This is a genomic window from Methylomonas koyamae, assembly GCF_019669905.1.
GTDB lineage: Bacteria > Pseudomonadota > Gammaproteobacteria > Methylococcales > Methylomonadaceae > Methylomonas > Methylomonas koyamae.
On record NZ_AP019777.1, the window covers coordinates 2,451,320 to 2,470,943 of the forward strand.

17 protein-coding genes are annotated in these 19,624 nt (G+C 54.2%); 6 read left to right on the forward strand and 11 right to left on the reverse strand.

What is annotated here, in order from left to right:
- From MKFW12EY_RS11055 to MKFW12EY_RS11075, 5 genes are all read right to left on the reverse strand, one after another.
- Positions 1-1,224 carry an NAD(P)/FAD-dependent oxidoreductase gene (locus MKFW12EY_RS11055; RefSeq protein WP_064021605.1) on the reverse strand — a complete coding sequence of 408 codons (1,224 nt, stop codon included), beginning with the start codon at positions 1,222-1,224 and terminating at the stop codon, positions 1-3.
- Positions 1,225-1,287: 63 nt separating this feature from the next.
- Positions 1,288-2,607: an alginate export family protein gene (locus tag MKFW12EY_RS11060; protein WP_054762901.1), complete on the reverse strand. Its 1,320-nt coding sequence runs from the start codon at positions 2,605-2,607 to the stop codon at positions 1,288-1,290.
- A 39-nt stretch (positions 2,608-2,646) separates the two neighbouring features.
- Complete coding sequence (locus MKFW12EY_RS11065; RefSeq protein WP_172680327.1) at positions 2,647-4,401, reverse strand: ABC transporter ATP-binding protein; 1,755 nt, start codon at positions 4,399-4,401, stop codon at positions 2,647-2,649.
- Positions 4,402-4,411: 10 nt separating this feature from the next.
- The gene (locus MKFW12EY_RS11070; protein ID WP_054762899.1) at positions 4,412-5,425 is read right to left on the reverse strand and encodes an ABC transporter permease; all 1,014 of its coding nucleotides are present in this window, start codon (positions 5,423-5,425) and stop codon (positions 4,412-4,414) included.
- A 115-nt stretch (positions 5,426-5,540) separates the two neighbouring features.
- On the reverse strand, positions 5,541-6,935 hold the full coding sequence (locus MKFW12EY_RS11075; protein WP_221052986.1) for a CmpA/NrtA family ABC transporter substrate-binding protein: 1,395 nt from the start codon (positions 6,933-6,935) through the stop codon (positions 5,541-5,543).
- Positions 6,936-7,556: 621 nt separating this feature from the next.
- On the opposite strand from MKFW12EY_RS11075, the gene MKFW12EY_RS11080 reads away from it, so the two are divergent.
- Positions 7,557-7,916, forward strand: a complete 360-nt coding sequence (locus tag MKFW12EY_RS11080) for a hypothetical protein (protein WP_054762897.1) — start codon at positions 7,557-7,559, stop codon at positions 7,914-7,916.
- A gap of 123 nt (positions 7,917-8,039) precedes the next feature.
- Here the strand turns inward: MKFW12EY_RS11080 and MKFW12EY_RS11085 are convergent, their stop codons facing one another.
- Positions 8,040-8,618 (reverse strand): beta-class carbonic anhydrase, encoded by a 579-nt coding sequence (locus MKFW12EY_RS11085; RefSeq protein WP_054762896.1) that lies wholly within the window; start codon positions 8,616-8,618, stop codon positions 8,040-8,042.
- A gap of 241 nt (positions 8,619-8,859) precedes the next feature.
- On the opposite strand from MKFW12EY_RS11085, the gene MKFW12EY_RS11090 reads away from it, so the two are divergent.
- The 3 genes from MKFW12EY_RS11090 (at position 8,860) to MKFW12EY_RS11100 (ending at position 11,821) form a co-directional block, all read left to right on the forward strand.
- The gene (locus MKFW12EY_RS11090) at positions 8,860-10,086 is read left to right on the forward strand and encodes an IS256 family transposase (protein ID WP_221052987.1); all 1,227 of its coding nucleotides are present in this window, start codon (positions 8,860-8,862) and stop codon (positions 10,084-10,086) included.
- A gap of 107 nt (positions 10,087-10,193) precedes the next feature.
- On the forward strand, positions 10,194-10,820 hold the full coding sequence (locus MKFW12EY_RS11095; protein WP_425334042.1) for a site-specific integrase: 627 nt from the start codon (positions 10,194-10,196) through the stop codon (positions 10,818-10,820).
- Positions 10,821-10,936: 116 nt separating this feature from the next.
- Positions 10,937-11,821, forward strand: coding sequence for a LysR family transcriptional regulator (locus tag MKFW12EY_RS11100; protein ID WP_221052988.1), 885 nt, complete (start codon positions 10,937-10,939; stop codon positions 11,819-11,821).
- Between the two features lie 165 nt (positions 11,822-11,986).
- Here MKFW12EY_RS11100 and lnt read toward each other — a convergent pair whose 3' ends face one another.
- The 4 genes from lnt to modA all read right to left on the reverse strand — a co-directional run bounded on the left by lnt (position 11,987) and on the right by modA (position 16,134).
- On the reverse strand, positions 11,987-13,561 hold the full coding sequence (gene lnt, locus MKFW12EY_RS11105; protein WP_221052989.1) for an apolipoprotein N-acyltransferase: 1,575 nt from the start codon (positions 13,559-13,561) through the stop codon (positions 11,987-11,989).
- Positions 13,562-13,685: 124 nt separating this feature from the next.
- The gene (locus tag MKFW12EY_RS11110) at positions 13,686-14,861 is read right to left on the reverse strand and encodes a molybdenum ABC transporter ATP-binding protein (protein WP_221052990.1); all 1,176 of its coding nucleotides are present in this window, start codon (positions 14,859-14,861) and stop codon (positions 13,686-13,688) included.
- A 32-nt stretch (positions 14,862-14,893) separates the two neighbouring features.
- Positions 14,894-15,322: a TOBE domain-containing protein gene (locus MKFW12EY_RS11115; RefSeq protein ID WP_221052991.1), complete on the reverse strand. Its 429-nt coding sequence runs from the start codon at positions 15,320-15,322 to the stop codon at positions 14,894-14,896.
- Positions 15,323-15,363: 41 nt separating this feature from the next.
- Entirely contained in the window at positions 15,364-16,134 is a 771-nt protein-coding gene (modA, locus tag MKFW12EY_RS11120) for a molybdate ABC transporter substrate-binding protein (RefSeq protein WP_054761428.1), read from the reverse strand.
- A gap of 467 nt (positions 16,135-16,601) precedes the next feature.
- Between modA and MKFW12EY_RS11125 the strand changes: the two genes are divergently transcribed.
- Together MKFW12EY_RS11125 and MKFW12EY_RS23185 are read left to right on the forward strand one after the other, a co-directional pair.
- Positions 16,602-17,996 (forward strand): L-lactate MFS transporter, encoded by a 1,395-nt coding sequence (locus tag MKFW12EY_RS11125; RefSeq protein WP_054761426.1) that lies wholly within the window; start codon positions 16,602-16,604, stop codon positions 17,994-17,996.
- A gap of 20 nt (positions 17,997-18,016) precedes the next feature.
- Positions 18,017-18,145 (forward strand): MFS transporter small subunit, encoded by a 129-nt coding sequence (locus tag MKFW12EY_RS23185; RefSeq protein WP_256360832.1) that lies wholly within the window; start codon positions 18,017-18,019, stop codon positions 18,143-18,145.
- Positions 18,146-18,202: 57 nt separating this feature from the next.
- Here MKFW12EY_RS23185 and MKFW12EY_RS11130 read toward each other — a convergent pair whose 3' ends face one another.
- Positions 18,203-19,537 carry a TolC family outer membrane protein gene (locus MKFW12EY_RS11130; protein WP_054761430.1) on the reverse strand — a complete coding sequence of 445 codons (1,335 nt, stop codon included), beginning with the start codon at positions 19,535-19,537 and terminating at the stop codon, positions 18,203-18,205.
- Positions 19,538-19,624: the final 87 nt, after the last annotated feature.

Below are 19,624 nucleotides of genomic sequence, written 5' to 3' on the forward strand. Positions count from 1 at the left end.
TTAAGCGGCTGCGGCTAAAGGCGTCTGACCGAATATCAGGCGGTCGCGGATCGCGGCAATCGGCGTTTTCTGTTTGACTAAATTCAAATACCAGGCGCTGTCGCTGGTGTCGCCGTACAGGATCACGCCGACCACGATATCGCCGCGCAATACGATTTTCTTGTAGACGCCGAGGCCGTGGTCGATCAATTGCAATACTTGGCAATCGGCGTCGCCTTCGAAATCGCCGACCGAGAACAAGTCGATGCCGGTGACTTTCAGCATTGTCGCTGAGGACAGGGTTTGGTAAATGCTGCCGGCATGGCCCGACAATTGGCGGGCGCAGACTTTGGCCTGTTCGTAAACCGGCGCGACCAGGCCGAACAATTCGCCGCGGTGTTGCACGCATTCGCCGACCGAGAAAATCCGCGGATCGCTGGTTTGCATCAGGTCGTCGACGATGACGCCGCGCTCGCACTCCAAACCGATGCGTTCGGCCAAGGCGATGTTCGGTTTGATACCGGTCGACATCACCAGCAAATCGGCTGCCAGCACCTCGCCGTTGCTGAGTTGCACGGCCTGGATCTGGCCGTCCTCGCCGAGAATGCGGCTTATCGTGCAGCCCAGATGGAAATCGATGCCTTTGCCGGCCAGTTGCTGCTGTAAAAATCCGGCCGCTTGCCGGTCCAGTTGCTTGTTCAGCAGGTGGCCGGCGCGGTTGACCACGCTGACTTGCATGCCGCGTTGCAACAGGCCGTTGGCGGCCTCCAGACCGAGCAAGCCGCCGCCGAGAATGACTGCGTGGGTTTTGCTGGCGGCCGCGGCAATCATGGTTTGCACGTCGGCGATGTCGCGAAAGCCCAATACGCCGCGCAAATCGCGGCCGGGAATATCCAGCATCAACGGCAGGGAACCGGTGGCCAGCAGCAAATAATCGTATTCGGCTTCGGTACCGTCCTTAGCTACCACGCGGCGCCGGCTGCGGTCGACGCCGACCACCGCCTTATCGGTGCCGCAATGCAGCGTGATGCCGTGTTTGCGGTACCAATCGAAGTCGTGAATCATGATCTCGGCGATGCTTTTGGCACCGAACAGCACCGGCGTCAACATGATCCGGTTGTAATTGCCGTGCGGCTCGGCGCCGAACACGGTAATTTGATAGCGTTCGGGCGCCAATTGCAGTAATTCGTCGACGGTGCGCATGCCCGCCATGCCATTGCCTATGACTACCAGTTTCAGTTTCATGTCTTTATCTAACAACGCAAGTGATAGCCGAACCGGGCGGACGACGCCCGGTCGGCCGGGGTTTTAGAAGCTGACGTTGGCTTGCAGCCAGATTTTTTGGGTATCGGTAAACGCCGCGTTTTCGGTGTTGAAATTGGCGTACTTGGCCAACAGCGTGTAGTGTTTGCCGAATTTTTTCAGGATCGAGAAATCCCATTCGCTACCGTACTCGATGCCGCCGGTATCGTCGTAGAAGTCGTGGTAGACGCCGGTGACGATCAGACTGTCGTTCATCATTTTGTAGGTCGCGGTGGCAAACACGTCGCGGATACCGGCGGCCGGCGTGGTTAGGAACAAATCCGCCCAACCCTGGAAGGCATGGTTGGTGCCGAGCGGGGTCTGGAAGGATTTGTAGGTGCTGCCGTTGGTGCTGGCGACGTTATTGGTGTAACCGTAACCGTTGAGCTGTTCGACGGCGCCTTGCAGACTCAGGTTGAAGCCGCTGACACCGCCCATGAAGTTGAAGCGGTCGGCTTGGTAATGGTTGGGGTTGTCGCCGTAGTCGAGCTGGTTGCTCCATTCCGCGGTATACAGAAAATTCAATTTATCGAAAAACTGCGGCGATTTACCGTCGAAGCGCAAGCCGTAGGTTTGCGACGATTTGTGGTAGTTCTCGCGTTGCCGGTAGTCCAGCCAATAGCCGTAACCGATCAGGTTGCCCCAATCGCTGACCTTGTAGTTCAGGTTCAGGATCGGCGCGTTGATGGTTTCGGTTTCGCCGAAGATGTTCTGGATGTGGTCGAGATAACCGGCGTTGACCGTCAGACCGAACAAGGTTTGGTTGTTGTGGGTCAACAAGATCGAATCGTAAGTCATCTCCATTTGCCGCCAACCGACGTTGCCGATGAAGCGGTCGTCGTCTAACTTAATCCGTTGCCGGCCGACTTTGACCAAGGTATCCGGGATGCCTTTGTAACTGAGCCAGAACTGGTTCAATTCGCTACGGTCGGGGTCGGCGACCAGCGAATAGTCGCGGTGGCGGTTGGTGGTGGTGCCGCCTTGGTCGTAGTCTTCCTGCAACGCATAGTTGCCTTCGTATTCGACGTAGGCCTGAAAGTCGTAGAAGGTCGGCGACAGCAACCCCAGCCGCAGGCGGGCGGTGTTGGCGTTGGCGGTCTCGACCCGGCGCGGCGCTTTGCCCGGTATGACCGGACCTTGGTCCTGGTCGACGTTTTCCCAGCGGTAGTTCAAGTCCAGTTTTACCGCGCCGTTGCTGCCGTAATGGTAAAAGTTCAGCGCGTCTTCCACCTCCTTGGTCAGATCGGCGGATACCGGTGCGCTGGCGCTGGCGATGGCCATCGACAGCAGCGTGGCGGACGGGAATTGGTTTTTCTGCAATGGCATAAAAGCCCCCTTGGCAATTAATAACGAGTAAGCGAAAAATCAGTGGGTGTGGTCGCATTCGGACAGGAAGGTCAACAGACTCTCCCGGTACCGGTAATAATCCTGATGTTCGAGCAAGGCTTTGCGGCTGCGCGGTCGGGGCAGGTCGATCTCTTGGATCTTGCCGATTTTGGCGTGCGGGCCGTTGGTCATCATCACCACCCGGTCGGCCAGCAGAATGGCTTCGTCGACATCGTGGGTCACGACGATGGCGGTAACGTGGGTGCGTTCCCAGACTTCCATCAACACTTCCTGCAATTCCCAGCGGGTCAGCGAATCGAGCATGCCGAAAGGTTCGTCGAGCAACAGCAGTTTCGGCGACAAGGCAAAGGCGCGGGCGATGCCAACCCGCTGGCGCATGCCGTTGGACAGGTCGGCGGCTTTTTTGAACATGCTGTCGGCCAGACCGACCCGGGTCAGGTAATACTCGACGATGTCCTCGCGCTCGTCCTGGCTGGCGTGCGGATAGACCTTATCGACGCCGAGCATGACGTTGTCGAACGCGGTCAGCCAAGGGAACAGGCTGGGCGCCTGGAATACCACGCCGCGGTCCGGGCCGGCGCCGGTGATTTCGCGGTTGTCCAGAATAATGCCGCCTTCGGAGATTTCGTTGAGGCCGGCAGTCATCGACAACACCGTGGATTTGCCGCAACCGGAATGGCCGATGATCGAGACGAATTCGCCTTTTTTCATTTTCAGATCGAAGCCGTCGACCACTTTGACCGTGCCGTTGCCGTCCGGGGTCGGATAGATTTTCGACAGGTTGGAAAACTCCAGGTAGCGCGGTCGGCCCAGATCGGCCTGGCTCGGTTTCAGCGCCGAAGTATCCAGTTTCCAGTCGTTGCTGGTATTCGGGCGCACGTCGGGCAGCTTCAGTTTGTCGCCGATTTCGGCTTGAGTTTTTTGCAGGCCGATATCCATCAGGTAGCGGGTAATTTCGGCGCGAAGGCGTTTAAATTCCGGATCGTGGTTCAAGGCGGTGCGGTCGCGCGGCCGCTGCAAATCGATGACGAAATCCCGGCCGAAAGTGGCATCCGGACCGGGTTTCAGCGGAATCACCCGGTCGGCCATGTAGATGGCTTCATCGACGTCGTTGGTGATCAGAATCACCGTCTTCCGGTCCTGTTCCCAGATTTGCAGAATTTCGTCCTGCAAATTGCCGCGGGTCAACGCGTCCAATGCGCTGAGCGGTTCGTCCAGCAGCAGGATGTCCGGGTTAGCCGCCAGCGCACGCGCCACGTTGACGCGTTGGCGCATGCCGCCGGACAGTTCGCCCGGTTTTTTGTCCATCGCCCGGCCCAGATTGACCATGTTGACGTATTTCTCGGTATGGGCCCGGCGTTGCTGCGGCGTCCAGTCCTTGAAGATCGCATCCACCGCCAGCGCCACGTTTTCGTAGACGGTCAGCCACGGCATCAACGAGTAATTTTGGAATACCACGCCGCGGTCCGGCCCCGGCTCGCGGATGGCCTGGCCGCTTTTCAGCAGTTCGCCGCTGTCCGGATAGATCAGGCCGGCGATCAGCGACACCAGCGTGGTTTTGCCGCTGCCGGAAAAACCGACGATGGCGATGAATTCGCCTTCCTTGATGTCCAGGTCGATGTCTTTCAGAATCGAAGTCCGGCTGTTGCCCTCGCCGTAGGATTTGCAGACGTTTTTCAGTTCCACCAACGGTTTGATCGGATCGTTGGCCGGGGAAACGGTAGCGTGTTTATGCATGGAAAGTTCGATGATTTTGGCTTGGGCTGCGTTCATGGCGGCGTCCTTAAGCTTTTTGGAACGAGAACAGGTTTTGCAGCGAATGCATGATGCGGTCCAGCGCAAAGCCGATGATGCCGATCGTGAACACGGCCACCATGATCCGGCTCAGCGAATTGGAACTGCCGTTTTGGAATTCGTCCCAGACGAATTTGCCCAGGCCGGGGTTCTGCGCCAGCATTTCGGCGGCGATCAGCACCATCCAGCCCACGCCCAGCGACAAGCGCATGCCGGTAAAGATGAAGGGCAGGGCGGACGGCAGGATGATGCGTTTGATTTGGGTCGGCCAATCCAGGCGCAGCACCTTACCGACGTTGACCAGGTCGCGGTCGATGGACGATACGCCGACGGCGGTGTTGATCAGCGTCGGCCATAGCGAGCACAGCGTCACGGTAATGGCCGATGTGATGAAGGATTTCTCGAACCAGGAGTCTTCGCTGGTGACGTACGCCGCGCTGACCACCAGCGTCACGATAGGCAACCAAGCCAGCGGCGACACCGGTTTGAAGATTTGGATCAGCGGGTTGAACGCGGTATTGATGACCGGGCTCATGCCGCACAAGATGCCGAGCGGTACCGCGATCAAGGTTGCAATCACAAAGCCGGCAAATACCGTACGCAGGCTGGTCAGGATTTTGTCGAAATAGGTCGGCTTACCGGTGTAAGGGCGAATTTTGATTTCGGCGTGCGGATCTTCGGCCAGTTTGTCCTTATTGCGTTGTTCCTGGCGTTGGTAGAACTCGGCTTTTTTGGTCTGCTCGGAGACGTGTTCTTCGATCAAGCCGCCGACTTCGCCCCAGACTGCGGCCGGGCCGGGAATCGCGCCCAAGCTGGTTTTGACGCCGGACGCGGATACGCTCCACAGCCCCAGGAACATGGCGAAGGCGATGAACGGAACGCCCATGACCAGAAACAATTGGCGCATTTGCTGGGCCGGATTCTCGCCGGCGGCAATTTTCACCAGCGGCACGAACCAAGTCAGACCGGTGATGTTGAAGAACTTAATCAGTTTGTTAGCCATCGCGCTTACCTATCGAAAGGTTATCAATCAATTCGGGTTTATTTTTTTGCTTGCGGGGGTAAAAATGCGTCCTTGCACTAACCACTTCCTTTTCAGAGCACCCACCAAGGTTCGGTTAATCCACTACTTTGCCGCCGGAGACGGTTTGCTTGCCTTTCAGGCCAATCGGGAACTTGGCCAGATAATCGTTAGGTTTGTTGGCGTCGAACGGAATTTTGTCGATGAAGAAGTTTTGCGACGGCTTGATGCCGGTATCGGCCGGAAAGTCTTCGGCCTTGGCCTTGCCTTCCGCCACCAGTTCTTTCGCGGCTGCCAGATAAATGTCAGGGCGATAGACTTTTTTCGCCGTTTCCAGGTACCAGTTATCGGGTTTGTATTCGTTGATCATGCCCCAGCGGCGCAATTGGGTCAGGTACCAGACCGCGCTGCTGTAAGACGGATAGCTGGCGCCGTGGCGGAAAAAGGTGTTGAAGTCGGGCAGCGAGCGTTTGTCGCCTTTTTCGTATTCGAAGGTGCCGTTCATACTGGCCGCCAATACCTCGACGTCGGCGCCGACGTATTGTTTTTGCGATAGCATTTCGATAGCTTCCTTGCGATTTTTGTTGTTTTCGGCATCCAGCCACATCGCGGCGCGAATCAAGGCCTTGGTGACGGCTAAATAGGTGTTGGGGTATTTTTCCGCCCAGGCTTGGGTCACGCCGAAGACTTTTTCCGGCGTGTCTTTCCACAGTTCCTCGTCGGTGATCACCGGTACGCCGATGCCTTTAAATACCGCTTGTTGGTTCCAGGGTTCGCCGACGCAGTAGCCGAAGATGGTGCCGGACTCCAGCGTGGCCGGCATTTGCGGCGGCGGCGTCACCGACAGCAAGGCGTCGGCGCCGATTTGGCCGGAAATGTCTTGCGGCGGCGAATAGTAGCCTGGGTTAATACCGCCGGCCGCCAGCCAATAACGCAGTTTGATGTTATGGCTGCCGGCCGGGAAGGTCATCGCCATATTGAACGGCTTACCTTCGGTTTTGTATTTATCGACCACCGGCTTTAAATAATCCGCTTTGATCGGATGTACCGGTTTGCCGCCGTCCATCGGCACATTGGCTTTCATCTGTTTCCAGATATCGTTCGATACGGTAATCGCGTTGCCGTTAAACCCCATGCTGAAGGCGGTGACAATATCGGCCTTGGTGCCGAAGCCGATGCCGGCAGCCAAAGGAGCAGGCGCCAGCATATGAGAACCGTCCAATTCGCCATTGACCACCCGGTCCATCACCACTTTCCAGTTGGCTTGAGCCTCCAATTGCACGAACAGGCCTTCCTCTTCGAAAAAGCCTTTCTCGGCGGCGACCGCTAACGGCGCCATGTCGGTCAATTTGATAAAGCCGAACTTCAAATCCTCTTTCTCGGGTTTGGCACCGGCCTGCAATGGATTGGAAAAACTCATTCCGGCCAGCGCTATCGCGGTGGCGACGGCAGCAAACAGTTTCTTCGGAGCGGGCTTCTGGGCTGGTTTCATGTCGGTTCCTGTCAACGATTAAGAAGTTGGGGCCAAAAAAAAGGCGTCCGCGTGAGGATTCGATAAAGAATCCTCACGCAAGACGCCTTTGTCTGGTTTGCTCAACAATGAGCGGTTAAATCAGTAACCCTGCTTTGGGTGTTGGTAAACCCTAAGCAACTGGAGTGCCATTTCTCGCGTTATCAGTGAAATTAATTTAAAGATCAATTAAAACAATGCTTTGAAAATATATTGCCGAGAGTTTTTCGAAAAGCACGGTCTTTGTTATTAGGCACCAGGGTTTAGAGCGGATACCAGTTTGGGTATTCCGCACTCCAATGGTGCGGATAAATGATGGTCAAAACGGTGCAAACCCAACTTGACTACCGGCCAAGCTGGAGCAGGCTTGAATTGAGCGGCAATTCGGTCAGGTTTTGCCAGGTTTCGAACGCAGTTGGTTTAGTTCCCGCTCGGCCATCGGCTTGGCGGATTTCGCCTTCGAAAAAAGGCTTTCATATCGAATCGATATTTATATAGAATATTTTCCGGCTGCCGGGGCGAGCCGCTGCGGAGATGCCCCAGCGGCGGCATATGTTCTATGGCACCTCTTGGCAAAACGGCAATTTTATCGGGAGACCTACTATGACTCTGAAGCAAAAAACCATACTCATGATTGCTGTGAGCTTATTGACGGCCTGCTCCGGCGATGCGCTGATCAAGCCGCAATCCTGGGCTCAGGCGGTGCAAACCGCGGAAAGCCGCGATGCCCATTTACGGCTTGCCAACCATTACGAAGAAATCGCCGGAACCTTGGAAGCGGATGCGCAAGAAGAGCGGGAAATGCTCGACCAATATCTGGCCAAGCCTTGGAAATATGGCAAACGTATCCAGGATTTAAAGTCGCAGGCGGAAGCGATGATCCGCGATCTGGGGAAAGCCGCGGCAGAAAGCCGCCATTTGGCCGACTACCACAGGCAAATGGCCGCTGAGGAACGCGATTAAACTGGCTATCGCTACGGGTTTACCTCAGGCGCGCGCCGCTTGAGTTGCATTGGATCTGGGGTAAGAAGGGCGTTGAAAGATAGCAGTTGCTTAACTGCTATCTTGAATCGAACTAATTTTACTTTAGCTGGCTTGGCCGGCGGCAGTCGCTTCCGGCACTTCCAGTAAACGTCCGGTTTTGACGTCGTAAACGTAACCGTAAACCGGAATGTAACTCGGTACCAGCGAGTGGGCTTTGATGCGTTTGACGTCTTCCAACACACTTTCGGCCTGGTTTTTTATTGTCAGCCAATTGATGTATTTGCCGTCGGTGGAACCGGGACCGTCGCCGCTGTCGTGCCAGCCGCTGGCATCTACGCTGGCGGTTTTCAGGCTGCTGGCCAGCAAATCGCTCATGATGTCGTTGGTGAAGGTTTCCATGCCGCAGTCGGTATGGTGAATGACGAACCATTCCTTAGTACCCAGCAATTTATAGGAAATCACCAGGGAACGGATGGCGTCGTCGCTGGCGCGGCCGCCGGCGTTGCGGATCACGTGGGCGTCGCCTTCGGATAAGCCGGCGTATTTAGCCGGGTCCAGGCGGGCATCCATACAGGTCAGGATGGCGAATTGGCGAGCGGGCGGCATCGCCAAACCGCCTTTATCGAAACTGGACGCGTATTCGCGGTTGGCTAGGAGTACTTCGTTGTGAATTTTGCTCATAATAACCTCGGTGGGTGAAAAAACGTCTGGCCGAAACTGCTGAGCCAGACGGTGTAACAACTATCTCCACGGCAAATTTTAACGAAGCGCGAAAATGGTTTAAAGATGCTGAAAAGTTTATAAAATATAAACTCACAGTATAAAATAAAGTATTTGACATCAACCACTTAGAACGAGGGTGTAAGAATTTTTGTGTAAACGGCCATTAGGCAGGAAACTGCCCTTACTTTGAGGAGTAACTATGACCTTACCAAAAGCCATCCCAACCGACCTAATTGATACCTTATTGTCGGGCTATCAAAAACCTGAAGACCTGCTGGGCGAAAATGGCCTGCTAAAACAACTCACCAAGGCCTTGGTCGAGCGAGCCTTAGAAGCCGAAATGACTGAACATTTAGGCCATGCCAAGCATGAGTCAGTCTGCAACGCCACCGGCAACACCCGCAATGGCAAGAGCCGTAAAACCCTCAAAGGCGATTTTGGCGCATTGCCGATTGAGATTCCCCGTGATCGTCATGGTCAGTTCGAGCCGCAAATCATTGGCAAACACCAATCCCGCTGGACGGGCTTTGATGACAAGATCATTTCACTCTATGCCCGAGGTCTGACCGTCAGGGAAATCCAGAGCCATCTGGAAGAACTGTATGGCACTGAAGTTTCACCCACCTTGATCTCCTCGGTGACGGACGCCGTGATTGAGGAAGTCAAAGCCTGGCAATTGCGGCCGCTTGATCCGGTTTACCCCATCGTTTATCTCGATTGTATCCACGTCAAAGTGCGCGATACCGGTGCCGTTCGTGTCAAGGCCGTTTATCTGGCCATAGGGATTAACCTGCAAGGAGAGAAGGAAGTGCTGGGCTTGTGGATCGCCCAAACCGAAGGCGCCAAGTTTTGGTTACAGGTCGTGACAGACCTCAAGAATCGCGGCGTGCAAGACATCTTCATTGCCTGTGTCGACGGTTTGAAAGGCTTCCCGGAAGCGATTGAAACCGTCTATCCACACGCCGCCGTCCAACTGTGTATCGTCCACCTAGTCCGCAACAGCCTGAACTATGTCAGTTGGAAAATGCGTAAACAGATCGCCGGCGATCTCAAACGAATATACCAATCCGCCAGCGTCGTTGAAGCAGAGCAAAGGCTGGCTGAGTTCGAGACGCAGTGGAACGAGGCCTACCCGCCCATTGCTCAAATTTGGCGACGTAATTGGGATAGAATCATTCCCTTCTTCGACTATCCGCCCGAGATACGCCGCATCATTTACACTACGAATGCGATCGAGTCGGTGAACATGAGTTTGCGGAAAATCACCAAGAATCGCGGCTCATTTCCCAGTGATGAAGCCTTGTCGAAATTGTTCTATTTGGCCCTGATGAATATCAGTCAAAAATGGACCATGCCGTTGCATGACTGGAAAGCGGCTTTGAATCGGTTTAGCATTCAGTTTGAAGACAGGATGCCCAATCGATAATTAAATCCCGTTTACACAAAATTCAGGACACCCTCCAAGCTGAAGAGGAAAAGCTGTTAAAAGAACTTGATCCTTCAAGAAACATTGTCAATGAAAACGACAATTTAATTCGATCTTATCAACAAGACAACTATGACCTTTGCATACTACTGCTTGACACTGGCGCAAGGCTGTCAGAGATAACTACTTTACGTTGGGAAAACATTAACTTAAAAACTGGCACAATCTCGCTTTATCGCTCAAAAGTTGGAAATGAAAGCATCTTGCATATGACTGACAGAATTAAAAACGTTTTGAACAGACGTATGAAATCTCGTTCAAGCGAATTCATCTTTACTGACAGAAATGGAAGCAGTAAAAAATCAGTTGCTGGAATTCGCTCTGCTATAAAAAGAGCTGGCTTAGAGGACTGCACACTTCATACGATGCGGCACACAGCAGCAACACGGCTTGTACAGGCAGGAATGCCACTTTATGAGGTGTCAAATATCTTAGGCCACAGCAACATTTTAATGACGGCAAGGTATGCTCACTTAGCAAAAGCTGATGTCTCAAAACGTGCCAGAGACATATTAAATGGCGACAACCATACATCTTATAAAAACCAATCAACTTCAAAAAAACCTGAAAAATATACACATTTTTATCAGGCTGGAACCCAATCAGACCCGTACAGTAGCTTGATGGATTTGGACCTCCCAATACCCGATAATTTCAGCATTTCAACAAAATGATTGAAAATCAATTAGTTATGAAAAGATTTTTGAGCTTATACGCTGATATAAGATTATACGTTGAGCTTTTTAAATGATATAAAATATAAATCTCAAGTTTATAAAGCGCCGGACAGATGGATAAGTTTAACAATATGCGGGTATTTTGCCGTATCGTCGAATTGGGAACCTTTTCCGCCGTCGCCCGCGAACTAAAGCTCTCCACCATGATGGTCAGCAAATATATCGCGCAATTGGAGGCATCGTTGGGCGTGGTTTTGTTGCACCGGACCACGCGCAGCTTGAGCCTCACCAGTGCCGGCGAAGCCTATTACCACCGCAGCAAACAGTTGCTGGAGGATTTGGCCGATCTGGAATCGTCGACGGCGCAATTGGGGGAGCGGGTCAAAGGTACCATCAAAATCAGTGCGCCTATCGATTTCGGCGGCATGTATATGGTGCCGGCCATCGAGGCTTATTTAAAAAAGTATCCGGAAGTCAGAATCTTGATGTCTTTGGATAACAAGCCGCCCAACTTGCGGGTAGGCAGCTTCGATATTTCGTTGTTGGTCACCGATACCCTGGATCCGGGGGTGGTGGCGCGGAAGATAGCGGAAACCGAATTAGGCACCTATGCCGCGCCCAAATATCTGGCGGAGAAAGGTTGTCCGCAAACGATTGATGAATTAAGCGGCCACCAATGCTTACATTACGTGGATACTCCGCACGGCGATTATTGGCTGTTCGACGTGAACGGCGAATTGAAACGGGTCAAATCCGACTGGATGCTGGCCTCCAACAACGGCCGGGCATTGTGCCAAGCCGCGGCGATGGGGATGGGCATCGTCCAGGCACCGCGCTTATCGGTTGCGCCGCATTTGCAAAACGGCGAGTTGGTCGAGATTTTGCGCGAATACCGGCGGCCGGCCTTGGCGATATACGCCACTTATTTACAACGCCGGTTCTACCCGGCCAAGTTGACCACGTTCATCAATTTTCTGCTGGCTTATTTCGGGCAATAGCCTCAGCTTGTACTTTCGGACAATGTGGCAACTTGTCGCGTGACAATATGCCGCATTCTTAATATAAGAAATTACTGATAATATACGCGCCATTGCAGAGATGTTCAGTGCAATAACTTCCTCCCCTCAAATCCGGCTTATAGCCGGATTTTTTTTGCCTGTCAGTTAGGTTTCGCCCGCGCTAGCGCCGGATTTTCCCGCCCTCTCCCATAAACCGGCCATGGTTAACACGATCAAACCGCCCCAAAGCAGCCCCGGCATTAGATAGAAATGGCGTTGGTAAAATGTGCTAGCGGGTTGTTTCAAGAACGGGACGTGGTAGCTGCCGGCCCAGCTTTTGTTCAGAGGCGACAACGGAAACACCTCGCCATCGGCTAGAGCGACCGTGGAAATGCCGGTGTTGGTGGCGCGCAGCACCGGCCGCCTGAATTCAACGCCGCGCGCCAGCGTCATATATAAATGTTGGTAAGGCTCTTGCCAGGTGCCGTACCAGGAATCGTTGGTGACGTTGACGATAAACTGCGCTCCCAGATCGGCCAGCCCTTTGGAAAACTCCGGGAATAAGCTTTCGTAGCAAACTTGCGGCCCCATGTCGAAGCCGTTCAAGTGCAGCAACAGGGTCGGTCCCGGCCCGCGGCCGAATTGGCTAACCATCGGTAACGCGGTTTTCAACCACGGCAACACGTCGGCGAACGGAATGTATTCGCCCAGGGCCAATAAGATGGTTTTGCTGTAATGCGGCTCGGTGACCGTGCCGGTTTCGTCGACGACAAACAAGGAATTGGTGATGGCATTATGCTGGTCTTTGGCGTATGCGCCGGTCAGCAAGGCCAATTGCCGATTGCGTACAAAGGTTTGTAATAGTTCGGCGTACTGCGATTGGTTGTATTCGCCGCCTAACAGGGCCGGGAATGCGGTTTCCGACCACATAACGAAGTCGACGTCCGGATTTTCCGCCAAACCGGCGTCGGTGGCCTGGAAATATTGGGTCAAAATTTCCGCGCGATAACCTTTGCCGTGTTCCATCGACTGTTTTTGCAGGTTACCGATATTGGCTTGCACCAGCAACACGTCCAACGCACTGTCGGCAGCCGGCAACCGCTGTTTCAACCAACTTCCGCCGGCATTCAGCCCGGCAAAGCCAAGCACGATTGCGAATGCCGCGGCTTTGCCGCCGCGCTGCCGCCGATTGTCCCAAGCGTACAGCGCCGCCAGATTGGCCAGTACGGTCAGCATGCTTAAACCGGCGAAGCCGACGATTTCCGCCCATTGGTACAGCGGAAAACCGGCACCGTACCAGCTATAGCCGAAATTCCATTTGAACAGCATCGGTACGTAAAATTCGGCCAATGCGGTGATGGCGGCCATCAGCGCCATCGATATTCCGGGGCCAACGCCCAGAATTCGGCGAGCATAAAACCATGCCAATCCGGCAATCGGTAAGAACAGGTGGCCGAATGCGGCGAAGATCAGCATACCGATGCCGGCGACCAGCCAATTGACATTGGCGAATTCGTGCAGGGTGTAGGTCACCCAGTTGAAGCCGATCAAGGTATAAATAAAGCTGGTCAGCACGCCGCTAAGCAAGACCGGCCGCAGCCGTTGTTGGCCTTGCCAGAACCGCCAAAGCGGCACGAAACAGAATAAGGAAGCCCAGGGAGGGAAGGGGATGTAGCTGGTACCGATGAAAATGCCGGATAACACCGGCAGCCACCATGGCGATCGAAAGGCCTGCCTCATATCTATTCCGTATGCCGCTTAAACCTACGATTGTAACCGATAGCCGTCGGCGCTCTGCCCGGTTTAGCGGAATCGGGCCGTTCAGCGTGGTGTAGGTAGGATGGGACGGACTCGCGGTTGCGCTTTAATGCGCCGGAAGCGTTAACGGCTCGACGGCTGCGGGACTCAGGTAAAAGTAGCCGTCGCCATGGCTGATTACGCGTTGGTAGGGCAGATCGTCCAGCTCGGCCAGATAAACGATGGCGTGGGTTTTGATCAGGCAATAGACGATGTCGCCTTCGCCCAGGCCCATGTTCGAGCAAGCGCCTGGTGTGATCTCCGCCAACAAGGTCCCGCCGCAATCGATTTGCACGATCAGGCTTTCGCCGTTGGGGATCAAGGCGCAGATCCGGCCCTTGAGTTGGTTTTGAATGGAAATGCCGTCGATATAGGCGCGCGACAACGCAATATCGTTGGCGCGAATCGAAATCTGGGTTTGGCTGCCGACCGCAAAGTTCGGGCGTAACGGCAATATCAGCGTGGCGCCGGCGCTGTCGGCCAGACTGCAACCGGCTTGAAAGTCATGGTGGCGGATGGTGATGGGCAGGATATTGTCGATTTGGCGGACGCCGAGATAGCGCAACACGCCGTGTTGTTTGGCGATGTCGCGGAGCGAACCGCTACGCATGACTTGGCCGTGTTCGAGCACCACCAGTTGGTCGGTAAGCTCGATGATTTCACCGACCGACTGGCTGGCGTACAGCACCGGCAGGCCGAATTCGTCCAGCAGCCGTTTCAGTATCGGCAGCAATTGCATCCGGTAAGCGTCGCCAATCGTGGCGAAGGTTTCGTCCAACAGCAGCAATTTCGGCGATTTCAGCAGGGAACGGGCTAACGCCACCCGCTGCCGTTCGCCGCCGGACAGTAGCTGGACCGGATTATCCAGAATGCCGCCCAACTCCAGCAGATTGATCAGATAATCGGGCTTGAACAAGCGCCGTTGCTTTAAGGTACGAAAATAAGTCGCCTGCAACGTGTTGCGCACCGTTTCGGCGATGTCGGCGCAATCGGTTTGCAGCACGGCGCCGATCGGCCGCTGTTCGCGCGGCATGACGATGCCTTTTTTGCTGTCGAACAAAATTTTGCCGTTCAAACTAATGTGGCCGCTTTGCGGTTGCAAGGTGCCGGCGATCAAGCTGAGCAGCGTGCTTTTGCCGGCGCCGGATTTGCCCAGCAAACCAACGCTGGCATCGTCTATCGACATTTGCGTGGCCAAATCGAAATGGCCGCGCCGCAGTTTTACATTTACGTCCAACAACATACTGACCTCAGCCTAAAAATGCCGGAACTCGATCAATTTTGCACCGCCAGAATAACGGCGCCGGCCTTGAATATCGCCGTGGCCGGTTTGCCCGCGCGCAGCCCTAATGTTTCCACGCTATCGTTGGTCACCGTTGCCACGACGATTTCGCCGCCTTTGAGTTCGATGTCGATTTCGGAATTGACCGCACCGGATTTGACGGCAACGACGGTTCCGGCGAGTTGGTTACGTGCGGAAATTTTATAACCGCCGAACTCGGTGACGACGATGATCTGCGGAGCTTTCACCAAAGCGGTAACTTCTACGCCGACTTCAATTCCGAGCGTTGCCACCGAATCTTTAGTGATCGATGCGACGAGACTGGCGCCGCCTTGCAAGCTCAGGTAAATCTCGGCATTAACTGTGCCGATCAGTACTTGTTCGACTTTGCCGCGAAATTGGTTGCGTGCACTGGTTTTCACATAAGGTTCCGGTTGTTCAATGGTGCGCTGCGGAAAGGGTTTTATTTCGCCGGGGGCAGCGCATAGCCGTACTTTTCAATGATGGCCAAAGCCTGATCGGATTTCAGGAACTCTAACAAGGCTTGGGCCGCAGGATTTTCGGCGCCGTTTTTAAGCAATACCGCATCTTGCAGAATAGGCTGATAAAGTTTTGCCGGAACCGTCCAGCCCGAACCGGATCCGATCTTGCCGTTTTCAATTACTTGGGACAGGGCGACGAACCCTAATTCGGCGTTGCCGCTACTGACGAATTGGTGGGTCTGGGCGATATTCTCGCCTTGTACGAATAAGGGTTCCAGCTTGCTCAGCAGCCCGAGGTTCTGCAATGTTTCGACCGCTGCCGCACCGTAGGGAGCGAGTTTAGGATCGGCCAGCGCCAGGTGTTTGAAATTGCCCGAATTCAATACTTGGCCCTGGGAATCGACAAAATCCGGATTAGCCGACCACAACACCAATTTGCCGATCGCATAAGTAAAGCGGCTACCGGCCACGGCCAACCCGGATTCCTCGAGTTTTGCCGGGCTCTTATCGTCCGCCGACAAGAACACTTCGAACGGTGCGCCGTTTTCGAATTGCGCGACAAATTTCCCCGACGAGCCAAAAGACAATTTCGCCGTATGCCCGGTGGATTTCTCGAACGCTTCGGCGATTTCGGTCATCGGCTTGGTGAAGTTTGCCGCTACGGCGGCCAAAGCCGTGGCGGCATTGACGGCCTGACTGGCAACGAATAGCCCGACGATTACCAATAACCGGCGATTTTCAATAAAACCCATTTTTGCCCTCCGTATTTTTGGTTGATCGGCTTAGTGTATATCGTTGTATACAAATGTAAACAACGTTTGCTTGGGAAAGTCGCCGGAATCTGCGGACCGACCACGCCTGTAAATCGAAAATGGCCTTTATATTGTGATGGAATTTGAATCGGTAACTAGATATAGGTTTTACGGATCAGGCAAGCACAGATAAATCAATCATTGGTTAACAAACTGTTTTTGTAATAGAAACGGCGGTTTATGATCGGCAAAGCCGCCGCAGGCCTAGTGCATCAGTCATTATCCGACAAGCAGACTAAGGAACTTGCGAAATTGTCCGGCTTATATAACGTTTGCCATTGTTCCAATGGCTTCCGCAATCCATCTAAGCGTCAAGAATGGTGAAGTGAAATTAGCAGCCTTGTTAAAATGCTGCAGTCTTCGACCTTTCGGGCTTGGTTTTTTAAAATCGATTAAGGAATTTGCACATGGCAGGATTTTTCTCGAAACAGCGCATTATCGCCCGGCCTGGCTACAGCCGTTGGCTGGCGCCGCCGGCGGCATTGTCGGTGCATCTGTGTATCGGCCAGGCTTATGCTTTCAGCGTATTCAACGATCCGTTAACGCGTATTATCGGCATCGACGCATCGACGGCGGACGATTGGAAATTGACCGAGTTGGGCTGGATTTTCAGCTTGGCGATCGTATTTCTGGGCTTGTCTGCGGCATTCGGCGGCAAATGGCTGGAAAAAGTCGGCCCGCGCCTGACCATGTTCGTTGCAGCCTGCTGTTTCGGCGGCGGATTTTTGATCGCGGCACTCGGGGTCAAGCTGCATCAAATCGGTTTACTTTACCTGGGCTACGGCGTGATCGGCGGCATCGGTCTGGGCCTGGGTTACGTGTCGCCGGTTTCGACCTTAATCAAATGGTTCCCGGACCGGCGCGGCATGGCGACCGGTATGGCAATCATGGGCTTCGGCGGCGGCGCCATGATCGGTGCTCCGTTATCGGTGTTGTTGATGGATAAGTTCAAATCCGCGACTTCGGTCGGCGTGATGGAAGCCTTTCTGGTGATGGGCGGCTTGTATTTTTGTTCGATGCTGATCGGCGCCCTGACTATCCGCATTCCGCCGGAAGGTTGGCAGCCAGCGGGTTGGACGCCGCCGGTTGCCGCCAACAAAATGATTACCGACAAACACGTGCATATCGACCAGGCCCTGAAAACGCCGCAGTTTTATTTGTTATGGCTGGTGTTGTGCTTGAACGTCAGCGCCGGCATCGGCGTGTTGGGGCAGGCATCGGTGATGATTCAAGAAATGTTCAAAGGCTTGGTGACGCCGGCCGCCGCCGCGGGCTTCGTCGGCTTGCTCAGTTTGTTCAACATGGGCGGCCGTTTCTTCTGGTCGTCGGCGTCGGATTATTTGGGCCGCAAACATACTTACATGATCTTTTTTGCGGTCGGCGCGGTGCTCTACGCAACGATTCCATCGATGGGCATGGCCGGCAACATGGCAATGTTCGTGTTGCTGTATGCGCTGATCATGAGTATGTACGGTGGTGGATTTTCGACGATTCCGGCCTATCTGGCCGATATTTTCGGCACCCGTTTCGTCGGCGGCATTCACGGCCGTTTGTTAACCGCCTGGTCCACGGCTGGCGTGCTGGGTCCGGTGTTGGTGAATTATCTGCGCGAATATCAGATCGGCCAGGGCGTGGCCAAAGCCGAAGCCTATAACATGACGATGTACATCATGGCCGGTTTGTTGTTAGCGGGATTTGCCGCCAATCTGGCGATTCGGCCGGTGCATGAAAAGCACCATATGAAACACGGCGATTTCGACGAGCTGGATGGCATTTATCCGGTCGGCGACTCAGACCATTAACACCAATAACGGGGGGAACGATGAACGACTCGCAAGACACTAAACCGTCCAGTCGGTTGGCCGTAGCGTTATTCTGGCTTTACGTTTTGTTGCCGCTGTCCTGGGGCGTTTGGTCGACGGTGAAGAAGGCGCTGGCGCTTTTCGCTTGATCCGGCCCAGCGATCTTTGCTGCCCCGGCACTGGCACCAGCGCCGGGAGATTCGGACTTAACGGGACTCGGAATTTTTCGTGCCGGCTGCTTGCCGCAAATATTGGTTGACCACTTCCAGATCGACTTCGCTCAAACTGCCGGCCGCTTCCTTCAATTTGATGCCGTTGATTAGATAATCGTAACGGCTTCTGGCGTAATCGCTTTTGGCTTTATACAGGTTGCGTTGCTCGGTCAATACGTCGACCATCGTGCGGGTACCGACTTCAAAGCCGGCTTCAGCGGCTTGTACCGCCATGTCTGCGGATTTGCTGGTGGCATCCAGCGCTTTGACCCGGCTGATGCTGGAAACCATGCCACGAAATGCGTCTTTGACGCCGCGGGTCACGCTACGCTTGACCTTGGTCAGGTCTTCCTTGGCGGCTTCGTATTCATGTTCGGCTTGGCGTACCCGTGACGACACGCCGCCGCCTTCGTACAGCGGCAGATTCAACTGCAAGCCGAAACTTTCGCTATTGCCGCGCAGACCGTAACGGTTACCGGTGTCCATATCGCCGTATTGGGCGACGATATCCAGCGTCGGCATGTGCTTGGACTCCTGCAAATCGATGTTCTTTCTGATGTATTCGGCCTGGTTGATTTGGGCCACGATCGAAAAATTGTTGCTCTCGGCGGAATTGGCCCAGGACGACAAATCTTCCGGCTCCGGCGGCGATAGCGGAATTTCCGGCTGTAAGCCGTCCAACTCGGCGGCGTTGTCGCCGACGATTTCGCGCAAGGCCTCCTTGCTGTTGTCGAGCAGGTTTTGCGCTTCGATTTCGCTGGCCAGCGCCCGGTCGTAACCGGCTTGGGCTTCGTAGACGTCGGTAATGGCAATGATGCCGACATCGAACCGCTGCTTGGCTTGTTCCAATTGTTTTTCGATGGCTTTCTTTTCGGCGACCGCAAATTCCAGGTTGTCTTGCGCCGCCAGTATGTTGAAGTAGGCCTCCGCGGTGCGCCGCATTAAATTCTGGTATTTGGCCTGAAATTGGGCTTCGGCCTGGGCGATTTTATTGTCGGCTTGATCCAATTGCACCCAGTGTTCCCAGTGAAACACCGGTTGTTTTAGGTTGAAGCCCAGCTTGCTGTCCCAGTAGTGCTGCAACGTGGTACCCAAGAAACTGGTACTTTCCAGGCGGTTACGGCTGCTGTTGGCACTGAACGAGAGATTCGGCAACATTTGGGCAATACTTTGCGACTTGATTTCGGCCGTCGCCAGTTTGTTGATATCCGAGCTTTTGAAATCGGGATCGTTGGCTTTTGCCAATTGGAAGGTCTCCAGCAAATCCTGGCTGAATGCCAACTTTACCGGGATTAACGCCACCAAAAGCGTGCATAACGTTCTTGTCATTGCGGTATCTCGTACGGACAGGTAAAAATAAAACGGCATTATCGCCTAAAATAGCGGAGCCACAGTGTTTAATTAAATAAGAATGCC